Origin of the sequence: Aminipila butyrica (assembly GCF_010669305.1) — a bacterium.
In the GTDB taxonomy this organism is placed as follows: Bacteria; Bacillota; Clostridia; order Peptostreptococcales; family Anaerovoracaceae; genus Aminipila; species Aminipila butyrica.
In genome coordinates, this window is record NZ_CP048649.1 from 544602 (window position 1) to 570147 (window position 25546).

The 25546-nt window shown below is 48.0% G+C and carries 41 protein-coding genes; 38 read left to right on the plus strand and 3 right to left on the minus strand.

Annotated features, from left to right (window positions below; genetic code table 11):
• Positions 1-6 precede the first annotated feature (6 nt).
• The 19 genes from Ami103574_RS02545 to Ami103574_RS02635 all read left to right on the plus strand — a co-directional run bounded on the left by Ami103574_RS02545 (position 7) and on the right by Ami103574_RS02635 (position 13321).
• Positions 7-150: a hypothetical protein gene (locus tag Ami103574_RS02545; protein WP_163065181.1), complete on the plus strand. Its 144-nt coding sequence runs from the start codon at positions 7-9 to the stop codon at positions 148-150.
• Between the two features lie 5 nt (positions 151-155).
• Positions 156-488, plus strand: a complete 333-nt coding sequence (locus tag Ami103574_RS02550; RefSeq protein WP_163065182.1) for a head-tail connector protein — start codon at positions 156-158, stop codon at positions 486-488.
• The gene (locus Ami103574_RS02555) at positions 488-877 is read left to right on the plus strand and encodes a hypothetical protein (RefSeq protein WP_163065183.1); all 390 of its coding nucleotides are present in this window, start codon (positions 488-490) and stop codon (positions 875-877) included. The genes Ami103574_RS02550 and Ami103574_RS02555 overlap by 1 nt, the downstream gene beginning before the upstream one ends.
• A gap of 4 nt (positions 878-881) precedes the next feature.
• Positions 882-1352, plus strand: coding sequence for a minor capsid protein (locus Ami103574_RS02560; RefSeq protein ID WP_163065184.1), 471 nt, complete (start codon positions 882-884; stop codon positions 1350-1352).
• Positions 1349-1819, plus strand: coding sequence for a hypothetical protein (locus tag Ami103574_RS02565; protein WP_163065185.1), 471 nt, complete (start codon positions 1349-1351; stop codon positions 1817-1819). Before Ami103574_RS02560 ends, Ami103574_RS02565 begins: the two co-directional genes overlap by 4 nt.
• Entirely contained in the window at positions 1812-2291 is a 480-nt protein-coding gene (locus Ami103574_RS02570) for a hypothetical protein (protein WP_246213182.1), read from the plus strand. Before Ami103574_RS02565 ends, Ami103574_RS02570 begins: the two co-directional genes overlap by 8 nt.
• Before the next feature lie 8 nt (positions 2292-2299).
• Complete coding sequence (locus Ami103574_RS02575) at positions 2300-2740, plus strand: hypothetical protein (RefSeq protein ID WP_163065186.1); 441 nt, start codon at positions 2300-2302, stop codon at positions 2738-2740.
• The gene (locus Ami103574_RS02580) at positions 2737-3297 is read left to right on the plus strand and encodes a Gp15 family bacteriophage protein (RefSeq protein WP_163065187.1); all 561 of its coding nucleotides are present in this window, start codon (positions 2737-2739) and stop codon (positions 3295-3297) included. Before Ami103574_RS02575 ends, Ami103574_RS02580 begins: the two co-directional genes overlap by 4 nt.
• A 54-nt stretch (positions 3298-3351) precedes the next feature.
• Positions 3352-3810: a hypothetical protein gene (locus Ami103574_RS02585; protein WP_163065188.1), complete on the plus strand. Its 459-nt coding sequence runs from the start codon at positions 3352-3354 to the stop codon at positions 3808-3810.
• A gap of 64 nt (positions 3811-3874) precedes the next feature.
• Complete coding sequence (locus tag Ami103574_RS02590) at positions 3875-5428, plus strand: hypothetical protein (protein ID WP_163065189.1); 1554 nt, start codon at positions 3875-3877, stop codon at positions 5426-5428.
• The gene (locus tag Ami103574_RS02595) at positions 5428-6222 is read left to right on the plus strand and encodes a hypothetical protein (RefSeq protein WP_163065190.1); all 795 of its coding nucleotides are present in this window, start codon (positions 5428-5430) and stop codon (positions 6220-6222) included. Before Ami103574_RS02590 ends, Ami103574_RS02595 begins: the two co-directional genes overlap by 1 nt.
• Positions 6223-6226: 4 nt before the next feature.
• A complete protein-coding gene (locus tag Ami103574_RS02600; RefSeq protein ID WP_163065191.1) occupies positions 6227-8353 on the plus strand; it encodes a hypothetical protein in 2127 nt (708 codons plus the stop codon).
• Between the two features lie 9 nt (positions 8354-8362).
• Positions 8363-10714, plus strand: a complete 2352-nt coding sequence (locus Ami103574_RS02605) for a hypothetical protein (RefSeq protein ID WP_163065192.1) — start codon at positions 8363-8365, stop codon at positions 10712-10714.
• Between the two features lie 11 nt (positions 10715-10725).
• Entirely contained in the window at positions 10726-10968 is a 243-nt protein-coding gene (locus Ami103574_RS02610) for a hypothetical protein (RefSeq protein ID WP_163065193.1), read from the plus strand.
• Positions 10969-11061: 93 nt separating this feature from the next.
• A complete protein-coding gene (locus Ami103574_RS02615; protein ID WP_163065194.1) occupies positions 11062-11685 on the plus strand; it encodes a M15 family metallopeptidase in 624 nt (207 codons plus the stop codon).
• Between the two features lie 8 nt (positions 11686-11693).
• Complete coding sequence (locus Ami103574_RS02620; protein ID WP_163065195.1) at positions 11694-11963, plus strand: hypothetical protein; 270 nt, start codon at positions 11694-11696, stop codon at positions 11961-11963.
• The gene (locus Ami103574_RS02625) at positions 11960-12208 is read left to right on the plus strand and encodes a phage holin (RefSeq protein ID WP_163065196.1); all 249 of its coding nucleotides are present in this window, start codon (positions 11960-11962) and stop codon (positions 12206-12208) included. The genes Ami103574_RS02620 and Ami103574_RS02625 overlap by 4 nt, the downstream gene beginning before the upstream one ends.
• A 272-nt stretch (positions 12209-12480) precedes the next feature.
• Entirely contained in the window at positions 12481-12720 is a 240-nt protein-coding gene (locus Ami103574_RS02630) for a hypothetical protein (RefSeq protein ID WP_163065197.1), read from the plus strand.
• A gap of 97 nt (positions 12721-12817) precedes the next feature.
• Positions 12818-13321 carry a hypothetical protein gene (locus tag Ami103574_RS02635; protein WP_163065198.1) on the plus strand — a complete coding sequence of 168 codons (504 nt, stop codon included), beginning with the start codon at positions 12818-12820 and terminating at the stop codon, positions 13319-13321.
• Positions 13322-13419: 98 nt separating this feature from the next.
• Here Ami103574_RS02635 and Ami103574_RS02640 read toward each other — a convergent pair whose 3' ends face one another.
• From Ami103574_RS02640 to Ami103574_RS02650, 3 genes are all read right to left on the minus strand, one after another.
• Complete coding sequence (locus Ami103574_RS02640) at positions 13420-14073, minus strand: hypothetical protein (protein WP_163065199.1); 654 nt, start codon at positions 14071-14073, stop codon at positions 13420-13422.
• Positions 14074-14262 (minus strand): hypothetical protein, encoded by a 189-nt coding sequence (locus Ami103574_RS02645; RefSeq protein WP_163065200.1) that lies wholly within the window; start codon positions 14260-14262, stop codon positions 14074-14076.
• Between the two features lie 81 nt (positions 14263-14343).
• The gene (locus tag Ami103574_RS02650) at positions 14344-14655 is read right to left on the minus strand and encodes a hypothetical protein (protein WP_163065201.1); all 312 of its coding nucleotides are present in this window, start codon (positions 14653-14655) and stop codon (positions 14344-14346) included.
• 172 nt (positions 14656-14827) lie between these two features.
• Here Ami103574_RS02650 and Ami103574_RS02655 point away from each other — a divergent pair, with 172 nt between their 5' ends.
• The 19 genes from Ami103574_RS02655 (at position 14828) to Ami103574_RS02740 (ending at position 25545) form a co-directional block, all read left to right on the plus strand.
• Complete coding sequence (locus Ami103574_RS02655; RefSeq protein ID WP_163065202.1) at positions 14828-15337, plus strand: RNA polymerase sigma factor; 510 nt, start codon at positions 14828-14830, stop codon at positions 15335-15337.
• Positions 15338-15543: 206 nt separating this feature from the next.
• Entirely contained in the window at positions 15544-15687 is a 144-nt protein-coding gene (locus tag Ami103574_RS02660) for a hypothetical protein (protein WP_163065203.1), read from the plus strand.
• A 194-nt stretch (positions 15688-15881) separates the two neighbouring features.
• A complete protein-coding gene (locus tag Ami103574_RS02665; RefSeq protein ID WP_163065204.1) occupies positions 15882-16088 on the plus strand; it encodes a hypothetical protein in 207 nt (68 codons plus the stop codon).
• Positions 16089-16091: 3 nt separating this feature from the next.
• Positions 16092-16610: a hypothetical protein gene (locus Ami103574_RS02670; protein ID WP_163065205.1), complete on the plus strand. Its 519-nt coding sequence runs from the start codon at positions 16092-16094 to the stop codon at positions 16608-16610.
• A complete protein-coding gene (locus Ami103574_RS02675) occupies positions 16610-17200 on the plus strand; it encodes a DUF1281 family ferredoxin-like fold protein (protein WP_132383364.1) in 591 nt (196 codons plus the stop codon). Before Ami103574_RS02670 ends, Ami103574_RS02675 begins: the two co-directional genes overlap by 1 nt.
• A 63-nt stretch (positions 17201-17263) precedes the next feature.
• Entirely contained in the window at positions 17264-18172 is a 909-nt protein-coding gene (locus Ami103574_RS02680) for a DNA adenine methylase (protein ID WP_132383362.1), read from the plus strand.
• Entirely contained in the window at positions 18169-18558 is a 390-nt protein-coding gene (locus Ami103574_RS02685) for a hypothetical protein (RefSeq protein WP_132383360.1), read from the plus strand. Before Ami103574_RS02680 ends, Ami103574_RS02685 begins: the two co-directional genes overlap by 4 nt.
• Before the next feature lie 15 nt (positions 18559-18573).
• Complete coding sequence (locus Ami103574_RS02690) at positions 18574-19002, plus strand: hypothetical protein (protein WP_132383358.1); 429 nt, start codon at positions 18574-18576, stop codon at positions 19000-19002.
• Complete coding sequence (locus Ami103574_RS02695) at positions 18995-19279, plus strand: AbrB family transcriptional regulator (RefSeq protein ID WP_132383356.1); 285 nt, start codon at positions 18995-18997, stop codon at positions 19277-19279. The genes Ami103574_RS02690 and Ami103574_RS02695 overlap by 8 nt, the downstream gene beginning before the upstream one ends.
• A gap of 3 nt (positions 19280-19282) precedes the next feature.
• Positions 19283-19840: a hypothetical protein gene (locus tag Ami103574_RS02700; RefSeq protein ID WP_132383354.1), complete on the plus strand. Its 558-nt coding sequence runs from the start codon at positions 19283-19285 to the stop codon at positions 19838-19840.
• 13 nt (positions 19841-19853) lie between these two features.
• A complete protein-coding gene (locus Ami103574_RS02705) occupies positions 19854-20402 on the plus strand; it encodes a YodL domain-containing protein (protein ID WP_132383352.1) in 549 nt (182 codons plus the stop codon).
• A gap of 46 nt (positions 20403-20448) precedes the next feature.
• A complete protein-coding gene (locus Ami103574_RS02710) occupies positions 20449-20790 on the plus strand; it encodes a SpoVG family protein (protein WP_132383374.1) in 342 nt (113 codons plus the stop codon).
• A gap of 33 nt (positions 20791-20823) precedes the next feature.
• The gene (locus tag Ami103574_RS02715; RefSeq protein ID WP_132383350.1) at positions 20824-21054 is read left to right on the plus strand and encodes a DUF6133 family protein; all 231 of its coding nucleotides are present in this window, start codon (positions 20824-20826) and stop codon (positions 21052-21054) included.
• The gene (locus Ami103574_RS02720; RefSeq protein ID WP_132383348.1) at positions 21044-21466 is read left to right on the plus strand and encodes a prepilin peptidase; all 423 of its coding nucleotides are present in this window, start codon (positions 21044-21046) and stop codon (positions 21464-21466) included. Before Ami103574_RS02715 ends, Ami103574_RS02720 begins: the two co-directional genes overlap by 11 nt.
• Positions 21467-21479: 13 nt before the next feature.
• Entirely contained in the window at positions 21480-21605 is a 126-nt protein-coding gene (locus tag Ami103574_RS15925) for a hypothetical protein (RefSeq protein ID WP_279233369.1), read from the plus strand.
• A 33-nt stretch (positions 21606-21638) separates the two neighbouring features.
• Entirely contained in the window at positions 21639-22457 is an 819-nt protein-coding gene (cpaB, locus tag Ami103574_RS02725) for a Flp pilus assembly protein CpaB (protein ID WP_163065206.1), read from the plus strand.
• Complete coding sequence (locus tag Ami103574_RS02730) at positions 22458-23270, plus strand: ParA family protein (RefSeq protein WP_132383344.1); 813 nt, start codon at positions 22458-22460, stop codon at positions 23268-23270.
• Positions 23267-24619, plus strand: coding sequence for a CpaF/VirB11 family protein (locus tag Ami103574_RS02735; protein WP_132383342.1), 1353 nt, complete (start codon positions 23267-23269; stop codon positions 24617-24619). The genes Ami103574_RS02730 and Ami103574_RS02735 overlap by 4 nt, the downstream gene beginning before the upstream one ends.
• Positions 24616-25545: a type II secretion system F family protein gene (locus Ami103574_RS02740; RefSeq protein WP_132383340.1), complete on the plus strand. Its 930-nt coding sequence runs from the start codon at positions 24616-24618 to the stop codon at positions 25543-25545. The genes Ami103574_RS02735 and Ami103574_RS02740 overlap by 4 nt, the downstream gene beginning before the upstream one ends.
• Position 25546: the final 1 nt, after the last annotated feature.

Sequence of the window (25546 nt, forward strand, 5' to 3'; positions counted from 1 at the left end):
GTGTGAATGCTTATCACTAAAGGCGGCATAAGCCGAGAGATTGACGAAAAGAATTTACAACCGTACCTAGATAAAGGGTATGAGGTTGTAAAAGAAACAGAAGGGCCTGGCGAAGAACAGAGGAGGCCAGCAAAACCAAAGAAAGGGTGATAACTATGACCCCTGACTATGAATTTTACACAGACGTTTATTTTGGCAACCAAATCACAAAGGCCGATTTCCCCCGCTTAATTGCGAGGGCATCGGCTTATTTAGATGGTATCTGCAATCTGCAAAGTGCACCCCCAGAATCTGCAAAGATGGCCTTGTGCGCTGTAGCCGAGGCATGGCAGACAAACGAGCAAGGTGGTGATGTTGTGAGCCAGTCCGTAGGTAGCTGGAGCAAGAGCTATGCACAGAAAAAGATTAAGACTGACGATGTAAGGCTGACGGATGCTGCAAAGCTATACTTAGGACAGTACTGCAACTTGACTGTGAGGTGGGTGTAATGTTTCCGCATACTGTAACAATCTACAACAAATACAAGGATGGCAGCACCGAGAAATGGCAGCGCACCGTCCTTCGCGGCGTATTCTGGGACAGCTCCAAGGGTGCTATCACAAGAAAAACAGGCGTGTCTTCTGCTGACGGGCTGATGATGATAGTCCCTATGAGCCTACCGGGATATAAGAAACCCAAGGAGTGGGCCGACCTTGAAGACAAGGCAGGTGCATGGACTTTGCAGGGCGGTGATATTGCCATACTCGGGGATATATCTTATGAGGTCGTGCGGTCTTCTAAAGAGCTTCTAGGCTATGATGATGTGCTGACCATCACTACTGTAGACACAAGGAACTACGGAGGTGATATGGCACACTTTGAAGTTTCAGGGAAGTGATGACATGAAGTTCGATACTGGAATATCCAAGACAAGGAGAGGGTCGCAAAGGGTATCTACCCCCAAGGGTGTTGTTGTAAAAACCAAGGGTGGTAATGTGCGCCTCGAGTGGAACAAAGATTTTGTTTCAAGCTGGGATGGTACTTTTTCAAAGACCCAAATGTTTATCGATAGCGAATCCCTCAGACTATCTAAGCCGTACCTACCAATGCAATCCGGCATGTTGCAAAAACTCGGTATATTAGGTACGGAGGTCGGCAGCGGTGAGGTTACCTATTTAGGCCCATACGCACGCTACTTGTACTATGGAAAGGTAATGGTCGGACGTGCTCCAAAGAAGCTCACAGACCGCAATCTGACCTTCCACGGGGCTCCACAACGTGGGGCTTTCTGGTTCGACCGGATGAAGGCTGACAAGAAAGATCAAATCCTCCGGGGGGCTGCCAAAATCTCAAAGAAAGAGAGTAAGACATGAGTATCATAAAAGCGGTGCAAGACTTTCTTTGCACCTACAAGGGGATGGACCTGCAAGAGGTTGAGGTAGAAGAAACCGAAGCGGGTCCAATCTTCAAAGCGATTAGCGCGGTACTGACAGACCGTACGGATGAAGGACCGTCCAGTTACGCCTTGCAACCCACAGGAAACAGCGTGACTAGAAAAGACATCCTGGGCAATAAAACATATGAGCACGACTATGTTTTTTATGCCAAAGAGGCCGCCGGAGACGAAGTTGACCGCCAGGACAACTACAGCTTCATGGAGGGCCTTTTTTCATGGCTTGAAGACCAGGACGAGGCCGGGAATTTCCCGGAGTTGCCAACAGGTTACACGGCGGAAGGGCTGACGGTAGCCAACATCATCCTCTTTGAGCTAGAGGAGCGTGTGGGCCTTTACCAGGTACAAATCAAACTTAGATATAGAAAGGAGAATCCAAATGGCTAAAATTAAACGAGAACTTTTTAAGACCTTCATTAACTGCACACCAGATGCTGAAGCGGCAACATACCAAGTGCTGGGTGACGACTTGGAGGAATTGAACATTGAAATGAGTGCGAACGTGTCCAGGACTTCAAACATCCTTGGCGAAAACAGCATCACCATAGACAGATATGAAAAGACCGCCAGTGTGGAGCCGTACAAGGCCGACAGTGGTACACCACTCTTTACCTTCCTTAAAGGTATCATCGACGATGAAAAAACGTTGGATGAGCTTAAAACCGATGTTGTGAATGTGGACGTGTTTGGAACTGAAACCTCTGGCGCCTATCCGGCCTACAAGGAGGAAGTCTTTGTTGAGGTAACCTCCTACGGCGGGTCTACCGAGGGCTTTCAGATTCCGTTCAACGTCCACTTTACAGGCAAGAGAACTAAGGGCGCCTTTAACCCGGCCACAAAAGCTTTTGTGGCAGCATAGGAGGAATTATGAAAGACTTAAGTTTTAACACTGGTATGATCGAGCTGGCTATCCAAGGGGATGAGAACCGGGTGCTGAGATTTAACCCATCAGACGAAAAGATTGCTGATGGGTTTTTAAATCTCGTCAAGACAGTAAACGGACGGATGAAGGGGTTTGAAGAAAGAGAAAAGAAAATAGCAGAAGACAGCTTGACTGACCTAGAAAGAGCAGAAAACATGGTCGGTCTTGGGTTGGAAATAGATAAATTTTTCAGAAGCGAACTGGACGGTCTTTTCGGAGAAGGTACGTCTTCCATTGTGTTTGAAAACTTGAGCACTTTTGCCATAACCGAAAACGGACAATGCGTATTTGCTAACTTCCTTGCTGCGCTGCTGCCGTTTTTTGAAAAAGAAACAAAGGTAAGAAGTGAAAAGGTAGCGCAGATAGTGCGGGAGAATAGACCATGATATCCAAACTACCCAAAACATTGACAGTTGCGGGCGTTGAGTATGAGATTCATAGCGATTTCAGACCTTGCTTTAACATCATGCAGATATTTGAGAGAAACGACCTTACAGAGCCGGAGAAGTTGGTTGCGATGGCTGGGGTGCTGTACGACAAGGCCCCTTTTGACTACATTGAGGAAGCTATCGTAAAAGCCTTGTGGTTTCTGGATGGCGGAGATGCCAAACACACAAAAAAAGGTGCGGATTACGGTAAGCTGTACTCATGGGAGCAGGACGAGCAGTTTATACTATCTGCTGTGAATCTTACACTTGGTATATCTTGCAGGGGGGCTGAATACCTGCACTGGTGGGACTTTATGGCGGCCCTCATGGATTGTAAAGAATGCACTTTTACGACGCTGATTCACCAGCGCAAGTTAAAAAAGCAGGGCAAGCAGCAAAAATGGGATAAAGAGTGGTGGGCCGAGAACAAAAATATCGTTGAACTGGATAAAAAATCTGTTCTCACATCGGAAGAGCAAGCCCAACTAGATAAATTCAACAGTTTGTTAGGATGACCTTGCAAGACGTAGAAATATTTGGTATTATTTTGGCAAAAGGGAGGGAATCGAATGGATAAGAAAGGTAAGATAAAAACTAGTGAAAGAGCATTTCAAATAATTTTAACAGTTTTAAGCATTATTTTGTTTTCATACGTATGGTATACGGCGATTGGCTCCGAAAAGTCTGATCAAATAGTAATGTGGTCGCTAAAGGAGGATTATTGCTTTGCAGTAGACGCCCCATTTGATGGCGATGTATTTGAACCCGGCATCTATCATTTTCGCAACGAAAGGCTGTCCGATATAAGGAAGGTGGCTGCTTGGGAAATCTACGCATCAAAGACACCCCGCAAGAACAGGAGCGAATTGAGAGAAGATGAAAGTGTCGCAATCGTTGGAGGGACGGAAGACTTGGAATACACTGTAGATATAAGCCCCGGGAATTACATATATGTGAAATATAGGGGTGTTGAGGAAAGAAGCGAGGCAAACAGCCTAGTCGTAGACTGGATGCCTTCATCTAACTAATAAAATGACGCAAAAATAAAGCACGTCGAAAGGCGTGTTTTTTCTTTGCCAAAAGGAGGTTGTAATGGCAGGAACAATCGCTGGCTCGTTGATCTTCGATACAAAAACTAATACCGACGGTTTTAATGATGGTACGAAGAATATAAAAAAAATGACAGAAAGTATATCCGATTCTTTAAATGATTTAGGGAAGGCAGTCGTGGCCGCTTTTAGTGTCGCAGCCATCAAGGAATTTGTACAGACACTGGTGGAAACAACGGCGAATCTTCAAGCATTAGATGCTCAGTTCAATCAAATATTTAAGGGCGCAGAGGGCGAGGCTGCAATGGCAGCAATCAATCAGCAGTCCGAAGAGCTCGGGATACATGTTGATTTGCTCAAACAAGCATTCAGCTCATTCGGCGCTCAGCTAAAGGGCGCGGGTCTTGATGCTCAAAAAACTCTTGAAGGGACTACTAAGGCAACGAGCCTTGCAGCCGATGCGGCGGCGTTCTATGATATGTCATTGGAGACAACATCGGCTAGCTTGGCTAGCTTCTTAAAAGGTAATTTTGAGGCAGGGGACGCCATAAAAGTATTTACGACTGCATCCCAGATGAGTACTAAAGCGGTCGAGGTATACGGAAAATCCTGGGACAAGTTGACAGAAGCCGAGAAACAATGGCTTTTGCTTGATAAGGTACAAGAGGTTTTTGAGTTAAATGGAGCAGTAGGTCAAGCTACGAGGGAACAAGACAACTGGGCTACCTCGATGGGGAACCTTAAGGCAACGTGGGACAGATTCCTAGAAAACATAGGTACTGGGACTCTAGATGCGGTTAATACGGCCGTCCAGAATATAACAGCTGCCATTAGCGGCTTAACCGACTTTATGAAAAACAATACAGGTGCCATAGATGCTTTTAAAATTTCTATCGAGGCACTCACTACTGCGCTAGTCGCATATTTCATCGTGGCGAACAAGTGGACCATACTACAAAAGTTTTTAACAATAACTATACAGCTGGAAAGCGCAATGAAGCTTTTCGGGGCCGCATTAGCTTCCCCGGCGGGACGGTTGGGTATAGTAGTTGGAATATTGACGTTATTTATAGGGCTGGCCCTAAAAGCAGATGAGGTGTGGGGGAACATGACTGGCATGGAAAAAGCGGCGTATGTTTTGGGAACAGTGGCTTTAGCCGCGGGAACATTGGCAATTGCTTTTGGTGCGGTACAGTCGGCGGCATCTTGGGGGGCTGCAGGGCTGGCAATCGCGGCAGGGACACTGGCAATAGGTGCGGCTATCAGCAGAGCCCAAAAGCAAGCTGAAGCAGGTATGGTTTCAAGTGGCGGTGTTAGATTGCCGCGTCTAGCCACCGGTGCAGTCATACCGCCAAACAGCGAGTTCTTAGCTATCTTAGGCGACCAGAAACACGGTACTAACATCGAGGCCCCTCTATCTACGATTGAGCAGGCTGTTGATAATGCATTATCCAGACGAGGCAACGCTGGTGGGACATCCGGCAGTGCTGTAGCTGTTTTCAACATCGACGGCCGGGAGTTTGCGAGAGCCATGGCACCATATACTGCTGGAGAAAACATGAGACAAGGCACAAGACTTATCAACGGGGTAATATAATGAACAGCGTTTTGACAATAAATAGCATCGTGCCAGATGTACACTTTACAGGGCTAGAAAGAGAAGCTGTTATCTTAAGTGGAGATAACTCCGGCAGACTGAAAAACGGCCACATGGTCAGGGATGTAACTGGCACGGTGTATAACTATAACTTCGAGGTAATACCTAAGATAGAGAATCTGACCGCCTATGATGAGCTGTACGAGCTTATCACCGCCCCGGTGGACAGTTACCCTGTCAGCGTACCTTTCGGACAAGGCTATCTTGATTTTGATGCATATGTCTCTAGTGCATCAGATGGGCTGCAACTTATAAATGGCATAAAAAAGCTCTGGACTGAGCTGAGCTTTACAGCAACAGCCATAGAACCTCAGCGGTACTACGGCGAAAACTGGACCATAGGACAGGGAACAGATAACGGGGTCTTCACCATAGACGGCACAAGCTTTAACGCCTCTGTGACAAAACTACAGCGTAGCGGTGAGGTCTTGGAGACAGGCCAAACCGGGAGGCTAAAGTCAGGCAGGGCAAGTAGGGAAATAATCGGAACTATCTACAGCTACTCTATGGAGATTGAGCAGAAGATGGAGAATATAGAAGAGTATGACCGACTGTACTATGCCCTCACAAGCCCGGTAAACAGCCACGAGATATCTGTGCCGTATGGTCAAGGTACTTTGACCTTCCAGGCATATATCACAAAGGCCCATGACAAACTCCCTTACCTTGGCAAATATCGCCGATGGGAAGGGCTGTCTATAGACTTTATGGCAATGTCCCCAGCAAGGAGGTGAGCGGGTGACCGCATTTAACACAACCGTCCAGTTCGTCACATCGGACGGGCTGGATTTTATAACAAAGGATAGCGAGGACTTCCATGTCCGCGCGAGCGAGTACGGCGAAGATGACTACTTCCAAGACACGAGCAACCCACAACTAGACCTCAACGTGATAGCCTTTAGCGGTTACTCTTTCGGAGGAAACCGAATAAAAAAACTAAAGGTCCACTTTGAATCCGGGCTGCTTACCGACAAGCTGGCACTGGATACCATGTCTGCTGAAATAGAAAGCCATACAAGGCCAGAACTGAGCCGCTACACCCCGATAACCGTCTATAGGGACGGAGATATCAAAGGGGTGTTTTTTAATGGGAAAATCGAAGAAATAGGCTCGAATCTATACTCCATACAAGGAGAATCCTATCTATCGCTCTTGGACTACGACAATCACCCTGGGGGGATATATCGAGGGGAAACGGCAGGCGATGTGATAGCAAGTATCATGGGGGGCGTGGCGTACACTATCCACCCTGATGTGGCAGCGCTAAGGCTCTTCGGATATCTACCATACACTTCCAAGCGTGAGAACCTGCAGCAAGTCCTTTTGGCTACGGGTGCAGCACTAAAAAAGAACCCTGACGGGACTGCTGCTTTCACCGTGCTGACCAGTACTGTCACAGGAACTTTCAACGATGGTCAAGTCTTTATAGATGGTTCCCTAAAAGAAGACACGGAAGTGACGGCTGTGCAGGTAACTGAACATGCCTATGTTGCCATCAATGATGAAATTACGCTTTTTACTGAAGCTTTCACGGACGTAAAAACAAGTATCTTCCCCGAGCCCGCGCATGACTTGGTATGTACCAATGGGACCATTCTGGAGAGCGGCGCCAACTATGCGATTATACAGGGTACTGGCAATGTCACCCTGACAGGCAAGAAGTACCAGCACACAACCAAGGTTGTAACCAGGGGGACAGTTTTAGGAACTCCTGATGATAAGATTCTATCGGTATCAAACGGAACTTTGATAACCCTTATCAACAGCTCTTCGGTGGCCCAGCGGCTATACAAGTACGCCAGTTGCAAGCGGAGTATCAATCAAAATGTTTTGCCCACCAGCGAGCATACAGGCGAAATGGTCCAGGTAGTCCATCCATATAAGAGTAATATGCTTAGCGCGGCAGTGCAGAGCTTAGACTTTAATTTCAGCAATACCTTACGGGCGGCAGGTGAGTTTCTACTAGACTACGAGCCACAGGGTATCTCAGAGGGATACAAAAACCGAGTGCTCATCTCTTCTGACGGCGACTTCACAGTGCCGGCAGGGGTGGAAGAAATCCGCGTGGTCCTTATCGGAGGAGGCAAGGGCGGAGCTGCCGGAAAAAGCGGAGAAAGCGGCAGCAGCGGTTCTAGCTCTTCAAGTCTGTCCAGAGGCTCAGCAGGAAAAGGTGGCAAGGCTGGTGACGTGGGTACTGGTGGCAAAGTCTTTGATACCACTATCGCAGTAACACCAGGCCAAATCCTAGCGGCGCAGATAGGCTCCGGAGGGCTAGGAGGCCAGACCAACGGTGTAGAAGGTGCAGAAGGAACACCAACGACGTTCGGTAGTGTAAGCTCAGCCTTGGGAGCTATTGGCGAGTACGTAGACGCTATGACAGCGGAGCGATTCGCAATCACCGGAAACACGGGCGTTGCCGGTGCCGATGGTCAAGGCCCAGGCGGAGTAAGGGGCGGAGACATACAAGAAGCTGGCAGCATCATCAACGTCGGCGGGTTGCCCGGGCAGCTGGTAACTATGAAAATCTCATCCAACAATACTATTGCTGGCCAAGGCGGCGGTGGTGGTGGTGCTGCTTACGGAAACAATGGTAAGCCGGGTAGCGACGGGCATGTCTCACCCAATGCTGGCGAAGGCTGGGCTGATGGGGGTGATGGCGGCCATGGTGCTGATGCTATCGCTAGACCAGCGGCGACCATACCTGGCTCTGGCGGAGATGCTGGCCACGGTGGAGGCGGTGGCGGTGGGGGCGGTGACTGCTACAACCGAAATTCTGCAAACACGTGGCCCGGTGCTGGTGCACCTGGTGGCCTAGGCGGACCCGGAGGCAAAGGGGCCAGCGGCGGCATTATCATTTATTACTAAGGAGGAACTATGGGGCAATATAAAAGTAAATATACAGGGATACGGATAGATCACATCCTTGAAAACGCCGAAAATATGACGCACTTTACCATCAAAGATATCTATCCAACCTTGGCGGCCCTAAGGGCGGCATACCCGACAGGCAATGAATATGTCTATCAGGTAGAAGAAGACAGAAATGTATACCTATGGTCGGGCATCGAAAACGACTGGGTAAGCCTAGGGGGGATAGGCAACGGAGACATGCTGAAGTCCGTGTATGACACAAACGGCAACGGGGTCGTGGATGATGCGGAACGGCTTGGCGGTGAGCTGCCTAGCTACTACGATAACAAAAGTATAAGTTATGCTGGTAGCCTCGTGGATATCACAGGTACACAAACCTTTGACTATCTCGATGCCATAATCGAAGGGAACACCGTAGTAACACCTGTGAACTCATCAAACCCTGTCAGCCCGGATAACCCCCAGGCCATAACAAGTGTAGGCGGGGAGAATCTGATTGGAAACGATTCTGACACTTACTATCCCGTTGCACTATATGCTGGGCAGACTTTGACGGTTTCAAGAACAAACGCTACTCAGCAAGCAAATATCAACTTCTACAATGAGATTGGCGGAGCACGTGTTGATTTCAGAACCCTGGCTGTTGGTTCTGCCTCACGTACCTTCGTCATGGACTTCGGTGCTAAGTTTGTAAAAATAGATGCAAATTTTGGCACGGGTGCTAAGCTACAAGTAGGCTCTGTAGCTACGCCATATGTACCATATAGAAGCTTTATGGTGAGCAAGAGGGGGAAGAATCTGCTAAATATGCCTACACATGTTAGCTTTACAGCGGGAGCAAGCGGGTATCAAACTTTTCCGGTTACTAATTTTAGTTTGATGCCAGGTAATATGACTGCTATCTGTGATAAGAATTTTGGTGGCAATAGTAAAATTTGGATGTATGATAAATCTAACACATTGGTGGTGAATAATGTCTTGCCCACCACTATCAATATGACGGAAGAGATGGTTAAAAATATCAATCGCATATCAATAGTGGTAGAAGGTCTTACCTCTGGAACTGTATATACTGGCGATATACATCCTCAACTCGAACTGGGCTCAACCGCAACCCCGTACGAGCCATACCAAGGACGAGACTATACCGTACAGTTAAAAGATACCGCAGGGAACCTGCTAGAGCCTATGCTTAAGTTGCCAGACGGCACAGTGGACAAAGTCTTTAAGGACACAGACGGGCTATGGAAGGTGCGGAGATATGTTGGGAAAAAGATACTTAACGGCAGTGCTGGAGAGGCGTGGTCGGTGCTCACTACATCGACAGGAAAAAACAGATTCCTCCTGACCGGCTTTAACGGATTAGTGCCAGAGGTTCTTCCTAATACCTCGGCCAACATCATCTCTAATCTGCTGCCACGGCAGTCCCGAACTAATATCTCAAATGGAGTAAATGGTATATCTACTGGTGGATCAGTGTCTGCTCCCGATATGGCTTTATACTATGAACCTATATCTAGCTATACGGTGGCTCAGCTTAGAACATGGCTTCAGAGCAGCTCGATAGAGGTAACCTACGAACTGGCGACCCCAACTACCGAAACCCTCCACCCTGACACCCAAGCCGTACTAAACGACTTATCAAAGCCACTAAATGGACGTACTATCATCTATGGTACAGATGCAGTTGTTCCGAGCTTTGATGTGAAGCACTACAAGGGGGTAAAGGGGTTAGAAAGTGTCAAAAGTGCGTACCAGGCAGCGGTAGAAGGCGGGTATGTCGGTACTGAGGCGGATTTTAGCGTAATATTAGCTACCGCTCAGGCGCAAATAGGAATCTTAAGTTATCTTACCACTACTGAAAAAGGAAGTTTGGTGGGTGCAGTTAATGAGATTGACGCTGCATTAAGTACACATACAACCGATTTAATAACCGATGCAGATGGAGCACATGGATTCAAACAGGAAGTAATATCTTTTACTCCTACAATTTTAGGTACAACCACAGCTGGAATGCCCACATACACATCACAATATGGTAGGGCAGTTAGACAAGGAAAGCTGGTTAACTTTGTAGCACAAGTTCAAATAAGCAATAAAGGTGGTATGACTGGAAATTTAAGATTAGCAGGACTGCCTATTGCATCTATAGCTACCCTAGCAAACGGATTGCCGATAGAACGTATTGAAAACTGGACTAAGCCAGCAAACTTGCTGTTTTTAACACCAACCATAAACAGCGGTACAACAATAGAATTTCGGTACTCTACAGCCACATTACTTGCTGCCTTACAAGCAAGTGACGTATCTGACACGTTTGGTATTCGATTAAGCGGTCAATATGAAATAGCATAGGAGGAAAAACAATGAATGAAAAAACATATCTTGATATGCTTACACAAAATAGTGTGAGCCTAAGAAAACAACAATATGTAATCGTAGACGGTATAGAATATCCCGTTGGTATATGCTGGGGAAAAGCATATATAAATAGCACAAGAGGTAGAGAAGAACTACAAGCAGAAGTTGGAGAACCTTACTTGTCCTCAATTTTAGGAATTTGGGGAACAAAGCCGACAGTTACGGAAGTATCCGAACAATACAATTAACACTTTATCAGAACAGAAAAAATAAACAGCCTCAACTGACACGCAGAAATGCGTGTTTTTATATGCTTTTTTGGACTAAAAGCGGAAAGGAGCATGATGGTTTTAATATCGCAGCTAAAAGAGAGCTATCTCACAGCAGACCCAGCTATCTGGCTAACGGGGCTATGCGAAGGTATAGACCCGGTGCTTGCTGGACGGTTGGCTTACGTAGCCCAAACCACAGGCATAAAAATCAAGATAACTGAGGGCTACCGGTCTACGGCTCGGCAAACGGAACTTTATAACCAGTATCTGGAGTACAAGCGCACCGGTAAAGGGTCTATAAAGTCAGCAGCTAAACCAGGCACTAGCTGGCATGAATATAGGCTGGCGGTAGATACGTCAACGCAGCCTATAAGGGGCTGGACTGATGCCATGCTACATAAGTATGGTCTATGTAAACCCATTGCAAGCGAGGGCTGGCACATACAGCCGATTGAGACCAAGGGCCAAACCGATAGAGTAAAGTTTCAACCAGAAGAACAGGAGGAAGAAGACGTGACAGAGACAAGGGTAAGGGAGATTATCAAAGAGATGCTAGCAGGTAGTGGGGACACCCCATCTAGTTGGGCGAGTGAGGCATGGGAGAAGGCGAAAAAAGACGGCATCACGGACGGAAAAAAGCCACAAGGATATGCAACCAGGGAGCAAGTTATTATCATGCTAGACAGGAGATAGGGGGAGCTATGGACGAAGGCACAATACTACTACTTATCGCCCTTATTGGTTGTTTTGTAGGTCTTGCGGGCTGGCTAAGTGGCAGAGAAAAAAAGATGGCCGGCGATGCACACTGGCGCGGAACTATCGACGGCAAGCTCGATGCTATTCTTGGAATTGATAAAAGAGTTGTAGCCCTGGAGGGTGAAGTTAAAGAGCATGGCAAAGCCATTGCTAAAGTAGAGGAATCCGCCAAGTCGGCTCATCATAGACTTGACGGAATGGAGGAAAACAAATGAAAATTAACTGGAAACTTAGGTTAAAGAACAAAACCACACTGTTGTCTCTGCTGGCCTGCCTGGCAGCTTTTGTCTACCAGGTGCTAGGCGTCCTGGGTATCACGGCACCCATTTCAGAAGAGCAGATAACTCAGGTGTTCGGCCTGATCGTAAACCTGCTGGGGGCTATCGGCATCCTGGTAGACCCGACTACCTCCGGAGCAGGGGATAGCAGCAGGGCGCTGGGGTATCGGGAACCGAATTAAGCATTGTACAGTATGATGGCCCAGGGAGAAACCCCTGGGCCATTTTTAGTTTTTTTGCAAAAACACAAGATATAGTACTTGACAAATAGAAAAACAATATGTAGTACTTTACCAAAGAGGGAATACATGGTAAAATTATGCAAAGAGCAATAATAGCTCATCTTGGACGGGCTTAAAACATATTGTTTAATATGTTTAGTTTAAACCCCAGCGTTAAACTAAAATTTAATGTTAGGGTTTAAACTATAAAAAGGAAGCATTAGGAGAAATAAATGAGTGGCATGCAATATCTGGACACAGCCTTTTCTTTACTAGCTAAACAATCCCCCATTATACTATTCTGTATAATAGCATTTTGGATACAATCCCATACCAATTCAAAGGCTCTAGACAGACTTGGCAAATCTCACGACAAATCTCTAGAGGTGATTGAAAACAATTATGGCAGAAGTTTAGATTTATTAAAAGAGGTTAATAATACATCAATAGTAAGAAAAATAAAGGAAAAATAAAGGGGTGATAAGAATGTCGAATATAATATCATTTATTTTTGTTCTATTCTGGTTCACGTTATTTAGCTTAATGAGTAGAAGACATTATAAAAAAATAATGAATAAGTTTACAAATAAGGCTGAAAAATCAAGGATTTATGTAGAACTGCTTGAGGCAGAGGTAGACTATAAACGTTTATCCGCCGCGGGCAGTCTCAAGGAATATCCTATGATAAATAAATCGTTAAAGGAAATATCAATCATTCTTGAACGAGTGGGCTTCAATATGAACTTAGATAATATCAATGTGGAACCAATTAAAGAAAAGGGGCAGGTAGATTTTGCCATTCAACTGACGAAAGAAATACGTGAGGCGCCTGAGGAAGTAAAATCCCTAATTGATAAAAAACTTCAATTAGTTAATTCTATTGCACAGGTTAAATACCCAATAAATTACTATATAAATAAAGTCTGGTGGAGATTTCAAGTAAAAAGTGCATTGATTTTAGTACGAGCTATTATTATGGTAATTTATTGGTTTGATTGTAAGTGTTTAAATAACGGGAAAAACACTAAGAAAAAAGAAATTTTAGATACATATCCAGTTATTATTGCACAGTAAAAGAATAATAGTTTCTGATTGCATCACAAACCGTGCAATCCTCATGCACCAAAAATAAAAATAACCCCAGGGAACATAAAACTCTCTGGGGTTATTTTTTATTTTTTGTCCCTTTTCAGTTCGGGGTGACTGTCGAAGAACTCACCCCACAAAATATCCTCAGCTTGTCTTCTGGCAGCTTCAGCATCTTTTATGGTAGAGTATCGGCCAAGGTGGTGGCGCTTGCCTTGAAAAGTGATGTAGGCGCGATACTTCCCCGCGTCGAAGCATACCCCTTTTACTTTTGCCTTTGAATTTGAGTTGGGAGTTGTGGTAAGTTTGGACACATTCGTACCATCCACAAGGCTATCCCTGAGATTCGCCTCCCTCATCCGCTCGTAGCCCTTTTCCCAATTTTCTTTGGACAGACACCCGCAGGACTTTACTATACCGGCAGTCAGGCTGCCAAGAGGCACATGACACTCTTGCCCACAGTCACAGAGACATACCCAGACCCGGGTGTGATGACGAACCTGGTCCGTTGGCCGTATAGCCGTTAGCCGACCATACCGGAAACCAGTGATATCCTTTTTGATACACCCGCAGTTTTTGGTTCTTCCGGAGGTAAGGCCGAGAGACGTAGCCTCACAACTTCTCCCACAGTCGCATTCACAGTGCCACACAACAGCCGTCCCCGACCTTTTATCTGTCGGATACTTGGCTACCAGTCTTCCAAAACGCTGGCCCGTTAAATTTCTTGCCCGCCTTCCCACTTACTTAGCCCCTACAGGCTTGATGGTGATAACTCCATCCTCTAGGGTGGCCGTAACTTCCCGGCTGTCTACAGTCAAGCCCATCTCTCTAACCCAGCTTATAGGAAGGGTTAATTTTGCGTTCACGCCGTTCTTGCTGGCCGTACCGCCAGTTTTATTAAAAGATATTTTTAGTACTCTCTGCTCCATAAAATCTCCCCACAATTCATATCATATACCCCCCGGATATACCGCCGGGTCCGGTGCTTGAAGCTCTTTAATACGTTAAATTTATTTGTTGTAGTCCTCCAGGTCAGAGAATGTCATCTCTGAAAACATATCGCTTGATTCGTACCAGTCTTTAAATTCGTTGTATACCTTTTCTTTTGACATGCCTGCGAAGTCCTCCAAGGAGCTGTCGTCCCTGATTTGGTCCATGTAGCTTCTGTATGCTTGACAGCCAGTTGCATAATCACGTCCTTTACTCTCGGCGATATCGGTGAAAGCTTCCTGTATGCCTTTACCATAAGCCTTCTTGTAAGTGTCATTGATAGCCTCTTCTGCTACTTCCCAAACTTCCTCGACAGATATTATTTTTTTCATTTTCTCTACCTCCACTTTCCGTTCGTGTTATCTTATATACTTATAATACAATATTGGTAACCAATAGTCAATACCTTTTTTAAAATATTTTTATTTTAACGCAGCCCCAAGGCGATGATATGCCAAAATTTGGAGTATTACTTTTCTGCATGCCGTCCCATAAACTTGAAGCATGACAAAGGACGAGTTCAAACGCCTAGCAGAAGGCTCTTATAAAAAGTTGTACCCCTACATATACAGTCTTGTAAAAGATGAGCAGGATACGTGGGATATCGTCCAAGACACTATGGAGAGAGCCCTCAAGAGCATAGACAAAATCGAAAGCTCGGATGGCCCTGAAGCTTTTTTGAGGGAAATCGCCAAAAACGTGATGCTTGATAAGAAGAGACGGGTGGACATAAAACGGGAAATTTATGAAAAGGTAAAGAAGAAGGAAGCGGAAGGGCAAACCTTTAAGGAGAGTGTTTTGGACACCCTGGTAAAGAGAGGACGGAGCAAGGAGATAAGCAGAGCGATCTGGAAGCTGGATAAAACAGAAAGAAAAATAATCTTGCTTCACTACTACTTTGGCAAATCCTTGATAAAGATATCTGAGCGTACAGGGATAAAGTACACCACAGTCCTATATAAGCACAAAAAGGCCCTAAGGGCCTTGAAAGAAAATCTAAAAAAGATGCGATAATAAGGCCTAGAAAAGAGGCCTTATTTTTTTATGTTCTTTAAAAAAGACAAAATTATTTTTCAAAATCTTTGTTTTTTGTCGTTGCTTATTCGTATATATTATACAAGTATTTTCCATGGTTACCAAAAGGAGGCGATATATGTAAATATATGTTGAATAATGTCGATAATGTTATGTAAGTTAATGAAAGCAAAGAGGCAAAGTATATGGAAAAAGACGAGACAGGATTTAAAATTAAAACTAATACAGTCGACGAACAGTTGCGAGAAATTATAAACAGCAGTAATAGCCTTTGGATGATAGCACTCAAGGCTTACGCATTGGGTAGAAGCGCATTGAACAATACATAATAAAAGTGGGCATATGCCCACTTTTTAATTGAAATAAGATAAAGTGCAACACAAAATGCAACACATACCTTAAAAACGTTGAAAAATAGTCGTCACAGTGGGGTTCGAGTCCCATGTCCTCCGCCAGAAGATTAGGTCAAAATAGATACAGGGCTGAAAAAGCCAGTGTTTATGCGGCCTGACGAGGGTTTTGAATGAAAAATTCAAGACCCTCGTTTTTCATAGATGCACCCTGCTTTTTAACAAGAAAGCAGGGTGTTTCTCGTTTTTGGCCGGAATCAGTCCGGTTACAATTAAATAAAGCCAATACCCTACAGGGCAATTTTGAAGCGGCTGTGTTCTTCGTAACTGAAAAACACAGCCGCTTTTTGCGCCCAAAATCAAAATTAAAGGATGGATGAACCATGAAAAACGAACTGCAGACACTGCGGTTATTCAGCCCCCTCTTCCCCCATATCTACCGAAAAAACGAATGGGGCGATCTTGACGATTATCGGGAGGATTTATCTGCCGGTGAGGTTTTGGAATATGAGGATAAAATCCTTGCCCTCATTCAGAAAGAAAGGCTGCCCAGCGAGGGCGAGCGTGGCCTCGCCGTTTACCTTGATGACGATCTCATCCGAAAGGTACACAGCATTAATCCCTCTGTGGAGGAATGGAATGGCGAGCTGTGGGGCGTGACCGAGGTGCAAACCCAAGGTGCGCTTTCTGCCTCTGAGCTTGCGGAGCTGACAGAATGGCTCTCTTCTCAATTTAGTGACGGCTGGGGTGAGGGGCTGGAACAAAGGGAAATCAAGGTGGATGACGGTGAGCTGTATGTCAGCTTTTGGGATAGCAGCGACCGCTTCTTTATTAGGCCGGAGGATGAGCTGAAAGGTAGCCAGTCCTATGGCTTCGGCATGACGATGGGAGGAATGCGCTAATGCCAAATCATCTAACCAATATTTTAAGAGTATCCGGCGATTCGGAACAAGTCAGCGCCATGTTCGAGGCCATCAAGGATGATAAGATTGGCCTCGGCAGTATTGACTTCAACAAGGTCATCCCGATGCCTGAGCATATCTTTCGTGGAAATCTCGGAATGGCCGAGCGTGAGAAGTACGGCAAAGACAACTGGTACGACTGGTCGATTTCCAATTGGGGAACCAAGTGGAACAGCTACGGCTACGATGGCGCATATACCCCGCAGGATTTTGACGGCGAGCATATCGAGTTCCAGACTGCATGGAGCCGTGCCGATCCGGTGATCCGCACACTTGCCGAGCAGTACCCTGATCTCTCTTTTGAATATCTGTGGGCTGACGAGGACTTCGGATATAACACAGGAAAAAAAGAATATGAAAATGGTGAGGAAATGTTCTGTGACATCCCTCCCGGCGGTTCCAAGGAAGCGCTGGAAATGGCCTCTGAGGTTCACGATGTGGATTTGGCCGATGAGGGATATCTGTACAATGAAGAAACCAACGAATATGAATATCATAGTCCAGACGAGCCGATGTCACTGAAAATGTAGTGACTATCGGCTTTTTTCTTTTTCAGAGGGAGGTGATGGAATATCAATAGCTTTATCAGCTGGGTGGGCGGCAAGAAAGCCCTCCGCAATATCATTTACCGGCTCTTCCCCAAGGACTTCGGCAGATACATCGAAGTCTTTGGCGGCGGGGGTTGGGTTTTGTTCGGCAGGCCGCCGGACTGCAAGGGTATGGAGGTCTACAACGATTTCAACGGAAACCTCACCAACCTGTTCTACTGCGTAAAAAACAGAACGCTGGCGTTCCTCAAGGAGCTGGGCTTCCTGCCCCTCAACTCCCGGCATGAATTCAGTGTCCTGCGCCGCTTCTTTGAAAAGGATGAATTTGATAATAAATATCTACAGGAAGAATTGGAGCTGGCGCAGCAGAACCTCCCGCCGCCTGAGTTTGAGGAACTGAGAGCAATTATGTTGGAGCAGGAAGAGCCAAGCGATGTGTGGCGAGCGGCGGCCTTTTTCAAGCTCATCCGTTATAGCTATGGCAGCGGATGTACCTCTTACGGCTGCCAGCCCTTTGACATCCGCAAGGTGTTCGCTGTGATATGGGAGGCATCAAAGCGGCTTGCAGACACCGTGGTGGAAAATAAGGACTTTGAGGCATTGATCCGGCAGTACGACCGGGATGATGCCTTTTTTTATTGCGATCCGCCGTATTACATGACCGAGGGTCACTATGCGGTGGAGTTTCTGAAAACCGACCACCAGCGACTTCGGGATGCACTGGCAGGCAGCAAGGGCAAATGGATGGTCAGCTACAACGACTGTGAATTTATCCGGGAGCTGTATCAGGAGTACATCATCACACCGGTCACCCGCCTGAGCAATCTGGCGCAGCGGTATGAGGGCGGCTGTGAGTACCCGGAGGTCATCATTACCAACTATGATCCCAATGAGCGGGAAAAGGATACGTTCCAATTAAATCTATTTGATTTTGGAGGTGAATACGAAGAATGACTGGACTTGAAAAAATCCGCTGGGCAAAAGCCCTGATTGAAGATGAAAGCGGCGGCAGATATCAGTTTGTGGTGGGCAATGTTCACGATGACCTATATTTGGATTGCAGCGCTCAAACCAATGCAGGTTTATATCTGACCGTGCAGCAAAACAGGGAAACTGGCAGCTATGACTGCATTTTCAAGGGATATACCCGCATCAGCAGCGGCTACCACAACGCCAAGGGAATGCAGCAGCTGGCTGACGAGTACAAGCAGGCTGCCTATTTCCTCAAAGAAATGGAGATCGCCAACATCTCTCTGGCCGGGGATGAGCTTCGCACCTTTGTGTCGGAGCTGAAATCGGCAGAAGAACAACAAATTAACGCCCCTCAGATGGGGATGTAAAAGGAGGCTTATGCCATGAAAATCATTGAAACGAAAGGCCAGATTGCCGATAACGGCAGCATCATCCTGCCGCCCGGTGTTTTGGAAACCATGTGCGTCACTGCCGGAGATACCGTGCATCTGGCGTATTTGTCCCATCACCCGGTAAAGCAGATCAACAGCTACGGCGAGTTTTTTCTCACAAAGGACGGTATCGACAACGTGAGTGAACCGGTGGAAGCACCGGAATCCGCAGAGCTGTCGGTGCCTCATGCGCTTTTGGCGGCGGCGGGCATTCCGCTGGATGACGATTTGGACATTCGCTGCGAGGACGGTGTCATCATCATCGGCAGCGCCGATCCCTTAAAGCAGCTGCCGCCCCAGCTCATGGAGCTGTTCGACAGCCTCGGCGTGAGCCACGATACCATCCGCTGTGTGCTGGAGGGAGGTGTGGAGGATGAATAAGAAACCCATGTACAAGCTGATGGACAGCAAAGGTCGGGTGCTGATTCCCAAGGAGCTGCGCACTGCCAGCGGTATGGATTACGGCGATATTGTGCGCCTCGGCTTGTCAAACGGCACAGTCAGTGTGCAAAAGGTGGATATCATCGAAATCGGTGATCAGTCCACAGAGGCGGTGGAGGCCTATGTCCGTGCAGCCTTCAAGACTATGCCGGACGATACAAGGCTCTCCCTCATTTCCGACCTGACCGCCCTGCTGCAGCAGAAAAAGGAGGGCTGACGGATGGAACGAAATACTCTCTACACGGAAAAAGACTGTTCGACAACCGGCTTGGGCTGCGGTATTCAGGGAAAGGTTGTCGTAATCGGTCAGGATAGTCCTGATATGCAACTGTACTTCTGCCTCTGCGGAAACGGAGCCGGTGCCAATCCAAGCGGCTCCGCTGTCTTTTTGGTGTCCCTGCGCACCGGGGAGTTTGCCTTGAAAACCCGCAGTGAGGTTATCGGTATTCTCAAGCCGGAGATTTTGCTGGACAGTGCCAAGCTGCAGCTTTCCCAAATCAGGCCGGTGGGGGCGCTGGATTTGAAGAATCACGAGCCGAAATACAGCGGCTACAGCTTTCTGCCCGATGGCTGCTATGCCTCCGGCGTATGGCTCTGTACCGAGCAGGAGGCGCTTGATTATGTGGAGATGCAAAAGCCCTACCAGCACCGCATCATGCTCTGCGACCGGGATGACTTTTGTGTGCTGGAAATGGAAAATGGCAGACTCCTGCATCCCTCCGGTGAGGAAATGGAAGCTCTCCAGAATCCGCAGAACGGAGGCCTGACTATGACATAAAGGAGGTACCCTCATGCGAAATATCCGGATGGAAAAAGACATCATCCTGTACTACGGCAACCCTGCCGGTTATGTCAGCGGCGGCAAGGCAGTGGTCGATCCTCTGTTTAAGTCGGAGGAACTGAACGCCTTTCTCAGCCGCCAAAAAGACATCGGCGAGGTGAAATGGACAGACGGTGTGTATGACCGCCTTGTCAACGGTCAGCGGGATAATCAAGAACTCACTCTGCTGAAAAGCTGCCGTGTGTGGCAGTTAACGCCCGAATCGGATCTTCGGATGCGCTTCATCAGCCTTGCGGATTTTTGCAAGGAATTCGGAGAACCGCAGATGTCCGATTACCAGACGATCTATGACGGCGAGGTGGAAACCAACAATCTGGAGGCGCTGTACACCAAATTCAATGTAGACCATCCTCCCGGCTATGCAGGGCATTCCCTGTCCATGTCGGATGTGCTGGAGCTGTACGATGAAAACGGCAGCAGCTTCTTCTATTGTGACCGCTTCGGTTTTCAGGAAATCGGGTTCACACCACCGGCGCAGAACCAAACCATGCAGCTCTAAAGGGGCTGTTTTTTTTATTGGCAAAAGGCGAAAGGAGAAAGAAATCATGCCTGATGTAGAAGTAAAAATCAATTCCATGTACCCACCCGGAGCCAGCGGCGGTATCCGTGCTTACGCTTCGGTGACAGTGGACGGCTGCCTCGGTATCCAGGGCATCAAGGTGGTGGAGGGAGGCCGTGATGGCCTGTTTGTCTCCATGCCCAGCCGTAAGACGGAAAACGGCTATAAGGAGGTCTGCTTCCCGGTGACTAAAGAGTTCCGGGAGCAGCTGCACAAGGCCGTGCTGGACAGCTACCAGCAGACTGTAGCCATGAACCAAGCCCCGGCGCAGCCGCAGGAGGCCGCACCGGAGCAGTCCCAGCCGCCCATGCAAATGGGCGGTATGTAAGCAATTCAATAAAAAATTTGGAGGTAAAACACCATGAAAAGAATCATGAACAAGGTAACTCATAAGGCCAATATGCTGGCAATTAAGGCAAAAATGGCGCTCACTAACAACCACGCTGAGGGCTTCGTGGATACCGCAATAAAGATTTTGATGGCCGTGGTCATCGGGGCTTTGGTGCTGGCCGGATTGTATATGCTCTTCGACAAAACCGTGCTGCCAACTCTCGTACAGCGCATTAAGGATATGTTCAACTATGCCGGATAAGCTGGCCGCTGTGCAGGCGGTCTTTTTTATTGCCCTGCTGTGTGCGGCATCGGTAACGGACTTGACAAAACGCATGGTTCCAAACTGGCTCTGCCTTGGAATCGCAGGCATTTCCGTAATCGGATTTACGCCGGTCAAGCTGCTGGGAATCCTGATCGCCCTGCCGTTCCTGTTGGCCGCTGTCTTTTTTGGCGGCATGGGCGGCGGCGATATCAAACTGGTGGCAGCCTGCGGCTTGGTGCTGGGGCTGCCGAAAGGACTACTTGCGGCGATGGCCGGACTCAGCCTGCTGCTCATCTATGTAGCTATATACCGGATTGTTTGCAGGGTGCAAAGGCGGGAGGCAAAGAAAGCCTTCCCCCTTGCTCCTTTTTTATCGGCGGGCTGTCTGCTCGCCTATTTCATTTCGTGAAAGGATGGATGATATGAAGAAATCAAATAAAAGAACAATTGTAAAACTGCTGTGTGTGGTACTGTCGCTTACTGCTGTTGCTGTCGGCGTTCCACACGTTATCCGTAGATATAAGATCAGAAAATATGCTGCGCAGTAATCATCTTTAATCAATCAAAGGAGGACTTAAGCTATGAGCTTTTTCAAGAACAGAACGGTCATCGGTGTAATTTGCATCGTGCTGTCGCTTCTGATCTGCTTTGCGATCACACCGCTATTTAATCAAAGCATCAGCCGGAAAACTGAAATCGTGCGGGTGACCAAGCCCATCAAAATCGGAGAGGCCATCACCAAGGACATGGTGCAGACTGTGGAGGTGGGCGGCTATAATCTGCCAGAGGATGTGGTAAGGCATACGGATACCGTCATCGGTAAATTCGCCTCCGCCGACTTAGCGCCGGGAGATTACATCATCGCCTCCAAAATCGCCGATGCCCCTGCTGCAGAAAATACCTATCTCTACAATCTGACCGGAGAAAAACAGGCCATCTCCGTATCGGTTAAGAGCTTCGCCGCAGGGCTGTCCGGCAAGCTGATATCCGGGGATATCGTGTCTATCGTTGCGCCAGATTACAAAAAACAGGGCATGACGGTAATTCCGCCGGAGCTGCAGTATGTGGAGGTCATCGCCGTCACTGCAGGCAGCGGTTACGATGCCAATACAGGTAAACAGAAAGAAGCCGAAGCTGAGGATGAAAAGGAGCTGCCTGCCACCGTTACGCTGCTGGTCACGCCAGAGCAGAGCAAAATCCTTGCCGAGCTGGAAGCGGACGGTACCCTTCATGTGTCTCTCGTTTACCGTGGCAGCAAGGAAAATGCGGCAAAGTTTACCGAGGCTCAGGACTCGGTGCTTTCCCAGCTGTACCCAGAGGAAACGGAATCTCAGGAAAGCGAGGATCAAAGCCAGCTGGAATCCCCTGCGAATGCACCGGCAGAAAGCGGGGCTGAGTAAATGCTGAACTTCAAAAAAGGCGGCCTGTTCAGCCGTAAAGACGAGCCGGAACAGGATGTGCTGCAGGAAATCGGCGCACAGGTTCTGGCGGTTTGGGGCAGCCCCGGCTGCGGCAAAACCACGGTGGCGGTGAAGCTAGCCAAATATCTGGCAGACAGAAAAAAGAACGTGGTGCTGCTTTTGTGCGACTGTACCACGCCCATGCTTCCCTGCATCTGTCCGTCTGGTGAGCTGGAGGGTGATCATTCCCTCCGCAGCATTCTGGCTGCCAATTCCATCACTGAATCGCTGATAAAAAACAACTGCAACACCCATAAGCGGATGAGCCATCTGGCGGTCATCGGCCTGCAAAAGGGAGAAAACGAAAACTGCTATCCTCCTGTGAACGAAAAGCTGCTCCGGGAGCTGATGAGCGTGCTGCATGATATGGACAGTCATATCATCATCGACTGCGGCAGCTCCATCTTTTTTGATGAGCTGTCCACCATTGCCATTCTGGAAGCCGATGCGGTGCTGCGGCTCATAAACTGTGACCTGAAATCGGTGAGCTACCTGTCCAGCCAGCAGGAATATCTGCGGATGGCAGGGTTTGACTCTGACAAGCTGTATAAGGCGGTCAGCAATGTGAAGTCCAACGAAGCCAGCCAGAACATGGAGCAGGTGCTGGGCAAAGCTGTGTTTACTCTTCCTCATTCCCCGGAGCTGGAGGCTCAGGTGCTGGCCGGAAACCTGTTTGCCGATTTGTCTCTGAAAGACAGCCGGGGCTTCCGAAAAGAGATACAGAAAATCTCGAAGGAGGTGTTCGGCGTATGAGCAGGCATAATCTGTTTTTTACTCCGGAGCAGGAAACCGGGGATTTCCACAGTGTGCTGCAGCAGGTGCAGGAATATATCGCTGGTCAGCACAGTGAGCTGTTGTCGGACGGCAATGCTGCCGAAGCCAAGACCAATATTAAGCGGTATATCGCCAAGTTTGTACAAGACAGCCGTGTGGCGGTCAAAGGTATGACACCACAGCAATTGGTGGATGCCCTGTATACGGAAATGGCCGAGTATTCCTTTCTCACCAAATACATCTTTGCAGACGGTATCGAAGAAATCGACATCAACAGTTGGCGGGATATTGAAATCCAGTATGCCGGTGGGCGCTGCGAAAAGCTCACAGAACACTTTGACAGCCCCGAACACTGCATTAATGTGCTGCGCCGGATGCTTCATGTGTCCGGCACGATTCTGGATGACCAGTCCCCGCTGGTGGTAGGTACCCTTGCGGAAAATATTCGGATTGCCGTCATGAAAAGCCCCATTGTGGATGCCAATATCGGCGCTGCCGCCTCCATTCGTATCGTCAATCCCAACCACATGGAAAAGGAAGATTTCATAAACGGCGGCACGGCTACCGCCCAAATGCTGGATATGCTCTCGGAGTTCATCCGCTATGGTATTTCGGTGTGCATTGCGGGAGCCACCAGCAGCGGTAAAACCACGGTAGCTGGGTGGCTGCTCACCACCATCCCTGACAACAAGCGCATCTTTACCATTGAAAACGGCAGCCGGGAGCTTTCACTCATCCGGGAAAAGGACGGCAGGGTTACCAACTCCGTGGTTCATACCCTCACCCGCAACAGTGAGAACGAGCTGTACCGCATCGAGCAGATCGACCTTGTGGACATCTCCCTGCGCTTTAATGCGGATATTGTTGTGGTCGGCGAGATGCGTGGTGAGGAGGCCAACGCCGCACAGGAGGTAGCCCGAACCGGTGTGGCGGTGGTCACCACCATCCACTCCAACTCCTGTGAATCCACCTACCGCCGCATGGTTTCCCTGTGCAAGCGAGCGGTGGATATGTCGGACGAAACCCTGATGGGCTATGTGACCGAGGCCTATCCCATTGTCGTGTTCTGCAAGCAGCTGGAAAACAAACAAAGGCGGCTCATGGAAATCATGGAGTGCGAAATCCTGCCGGACAACAGCCGGAATTACCGTACCCTGTTCCGGTATGAGATTACTGAAAACCGTTATGAGGACAACCAGTTTTTTATCACCGGACATCATGTAGCTGTCAATCCCATCTCCGACAGCCTGTGTAAACGGCTGCTGGAAAACGGAATGCCGCAGGAGCGCATCAATCGTCTGAAGAAAGGAGGGCAAATAGCCGTATGACAACCATTCAACTTTTGGCCTGTATCGGTATGATTACAGGCTTTTTTCTTTTACTTGGCCTAAACCCAATGGAATTCACCGATGGGCTGTTTTCCTTTCTCACCAGAGAAAAGAAATCCATCAGGGATGAAATCAAGGCGGCACAGCGCCGCCAAAAGCCGGGGTTTTTGAAACGGCAGATCCAGATGGCACAGGAGGTGCTGGCCATGACCGGCAGGAGTAATCACTTTTCTTTGGTTTGCGCCTGCTCTCTGCTGTTGTTTGCCATTGGTGCCGCTATCGCCATTGTGCTGGGCAATTTCTTTCTGGCTCCGGTTATGGCGGCAGGCTTTATGATGCTGCCCTTTTGGTATGTGCAGCTCACCGCCAGCCATTTCAAAAAAGACATTGCCGCTGAGCTGGAAACGGCTCTATCTATTGTCACCACAGCCTACCTGAGAAGCGAAAATATTCTCACGGCTGTGGAGGAAAACATGAATTATCTGAACCCGCCGGTGCATCAGGTGTTCAAGGATTTTGTCCTGCGGGTGAAGTTCATCGATCCCGATGTGCTGGAAGCCATCAAGGTTCTACGCACCAAAATCGACAACGAGGTGTTTCGGGAATGGTGCGATGCCCTGTGCGACTGCCAGCACGACCGCAGCCTGAAAGTTACCCTGACTCCTATTGTCGGCAAGCTCAGTGATATGCGGATCGTCAACGGCGAGCTGGAATATTTTGTCTTTGAACCCCGCAAGGAATTTATCATCATGGTCATTTTCGTCATCGGCAACATTCCGCTGATGTATCTCCTCAATAAAAGCTGGTACGACACGCTGATGCACACGCCGCTGGGTCAGATCATTCTGGCCATCAGCGCCGCCCTGATTTTTATCTCTACGGCCTGCGTGCTTAAACTGACAAAACCAATTGAGTATCGGAGGTGAT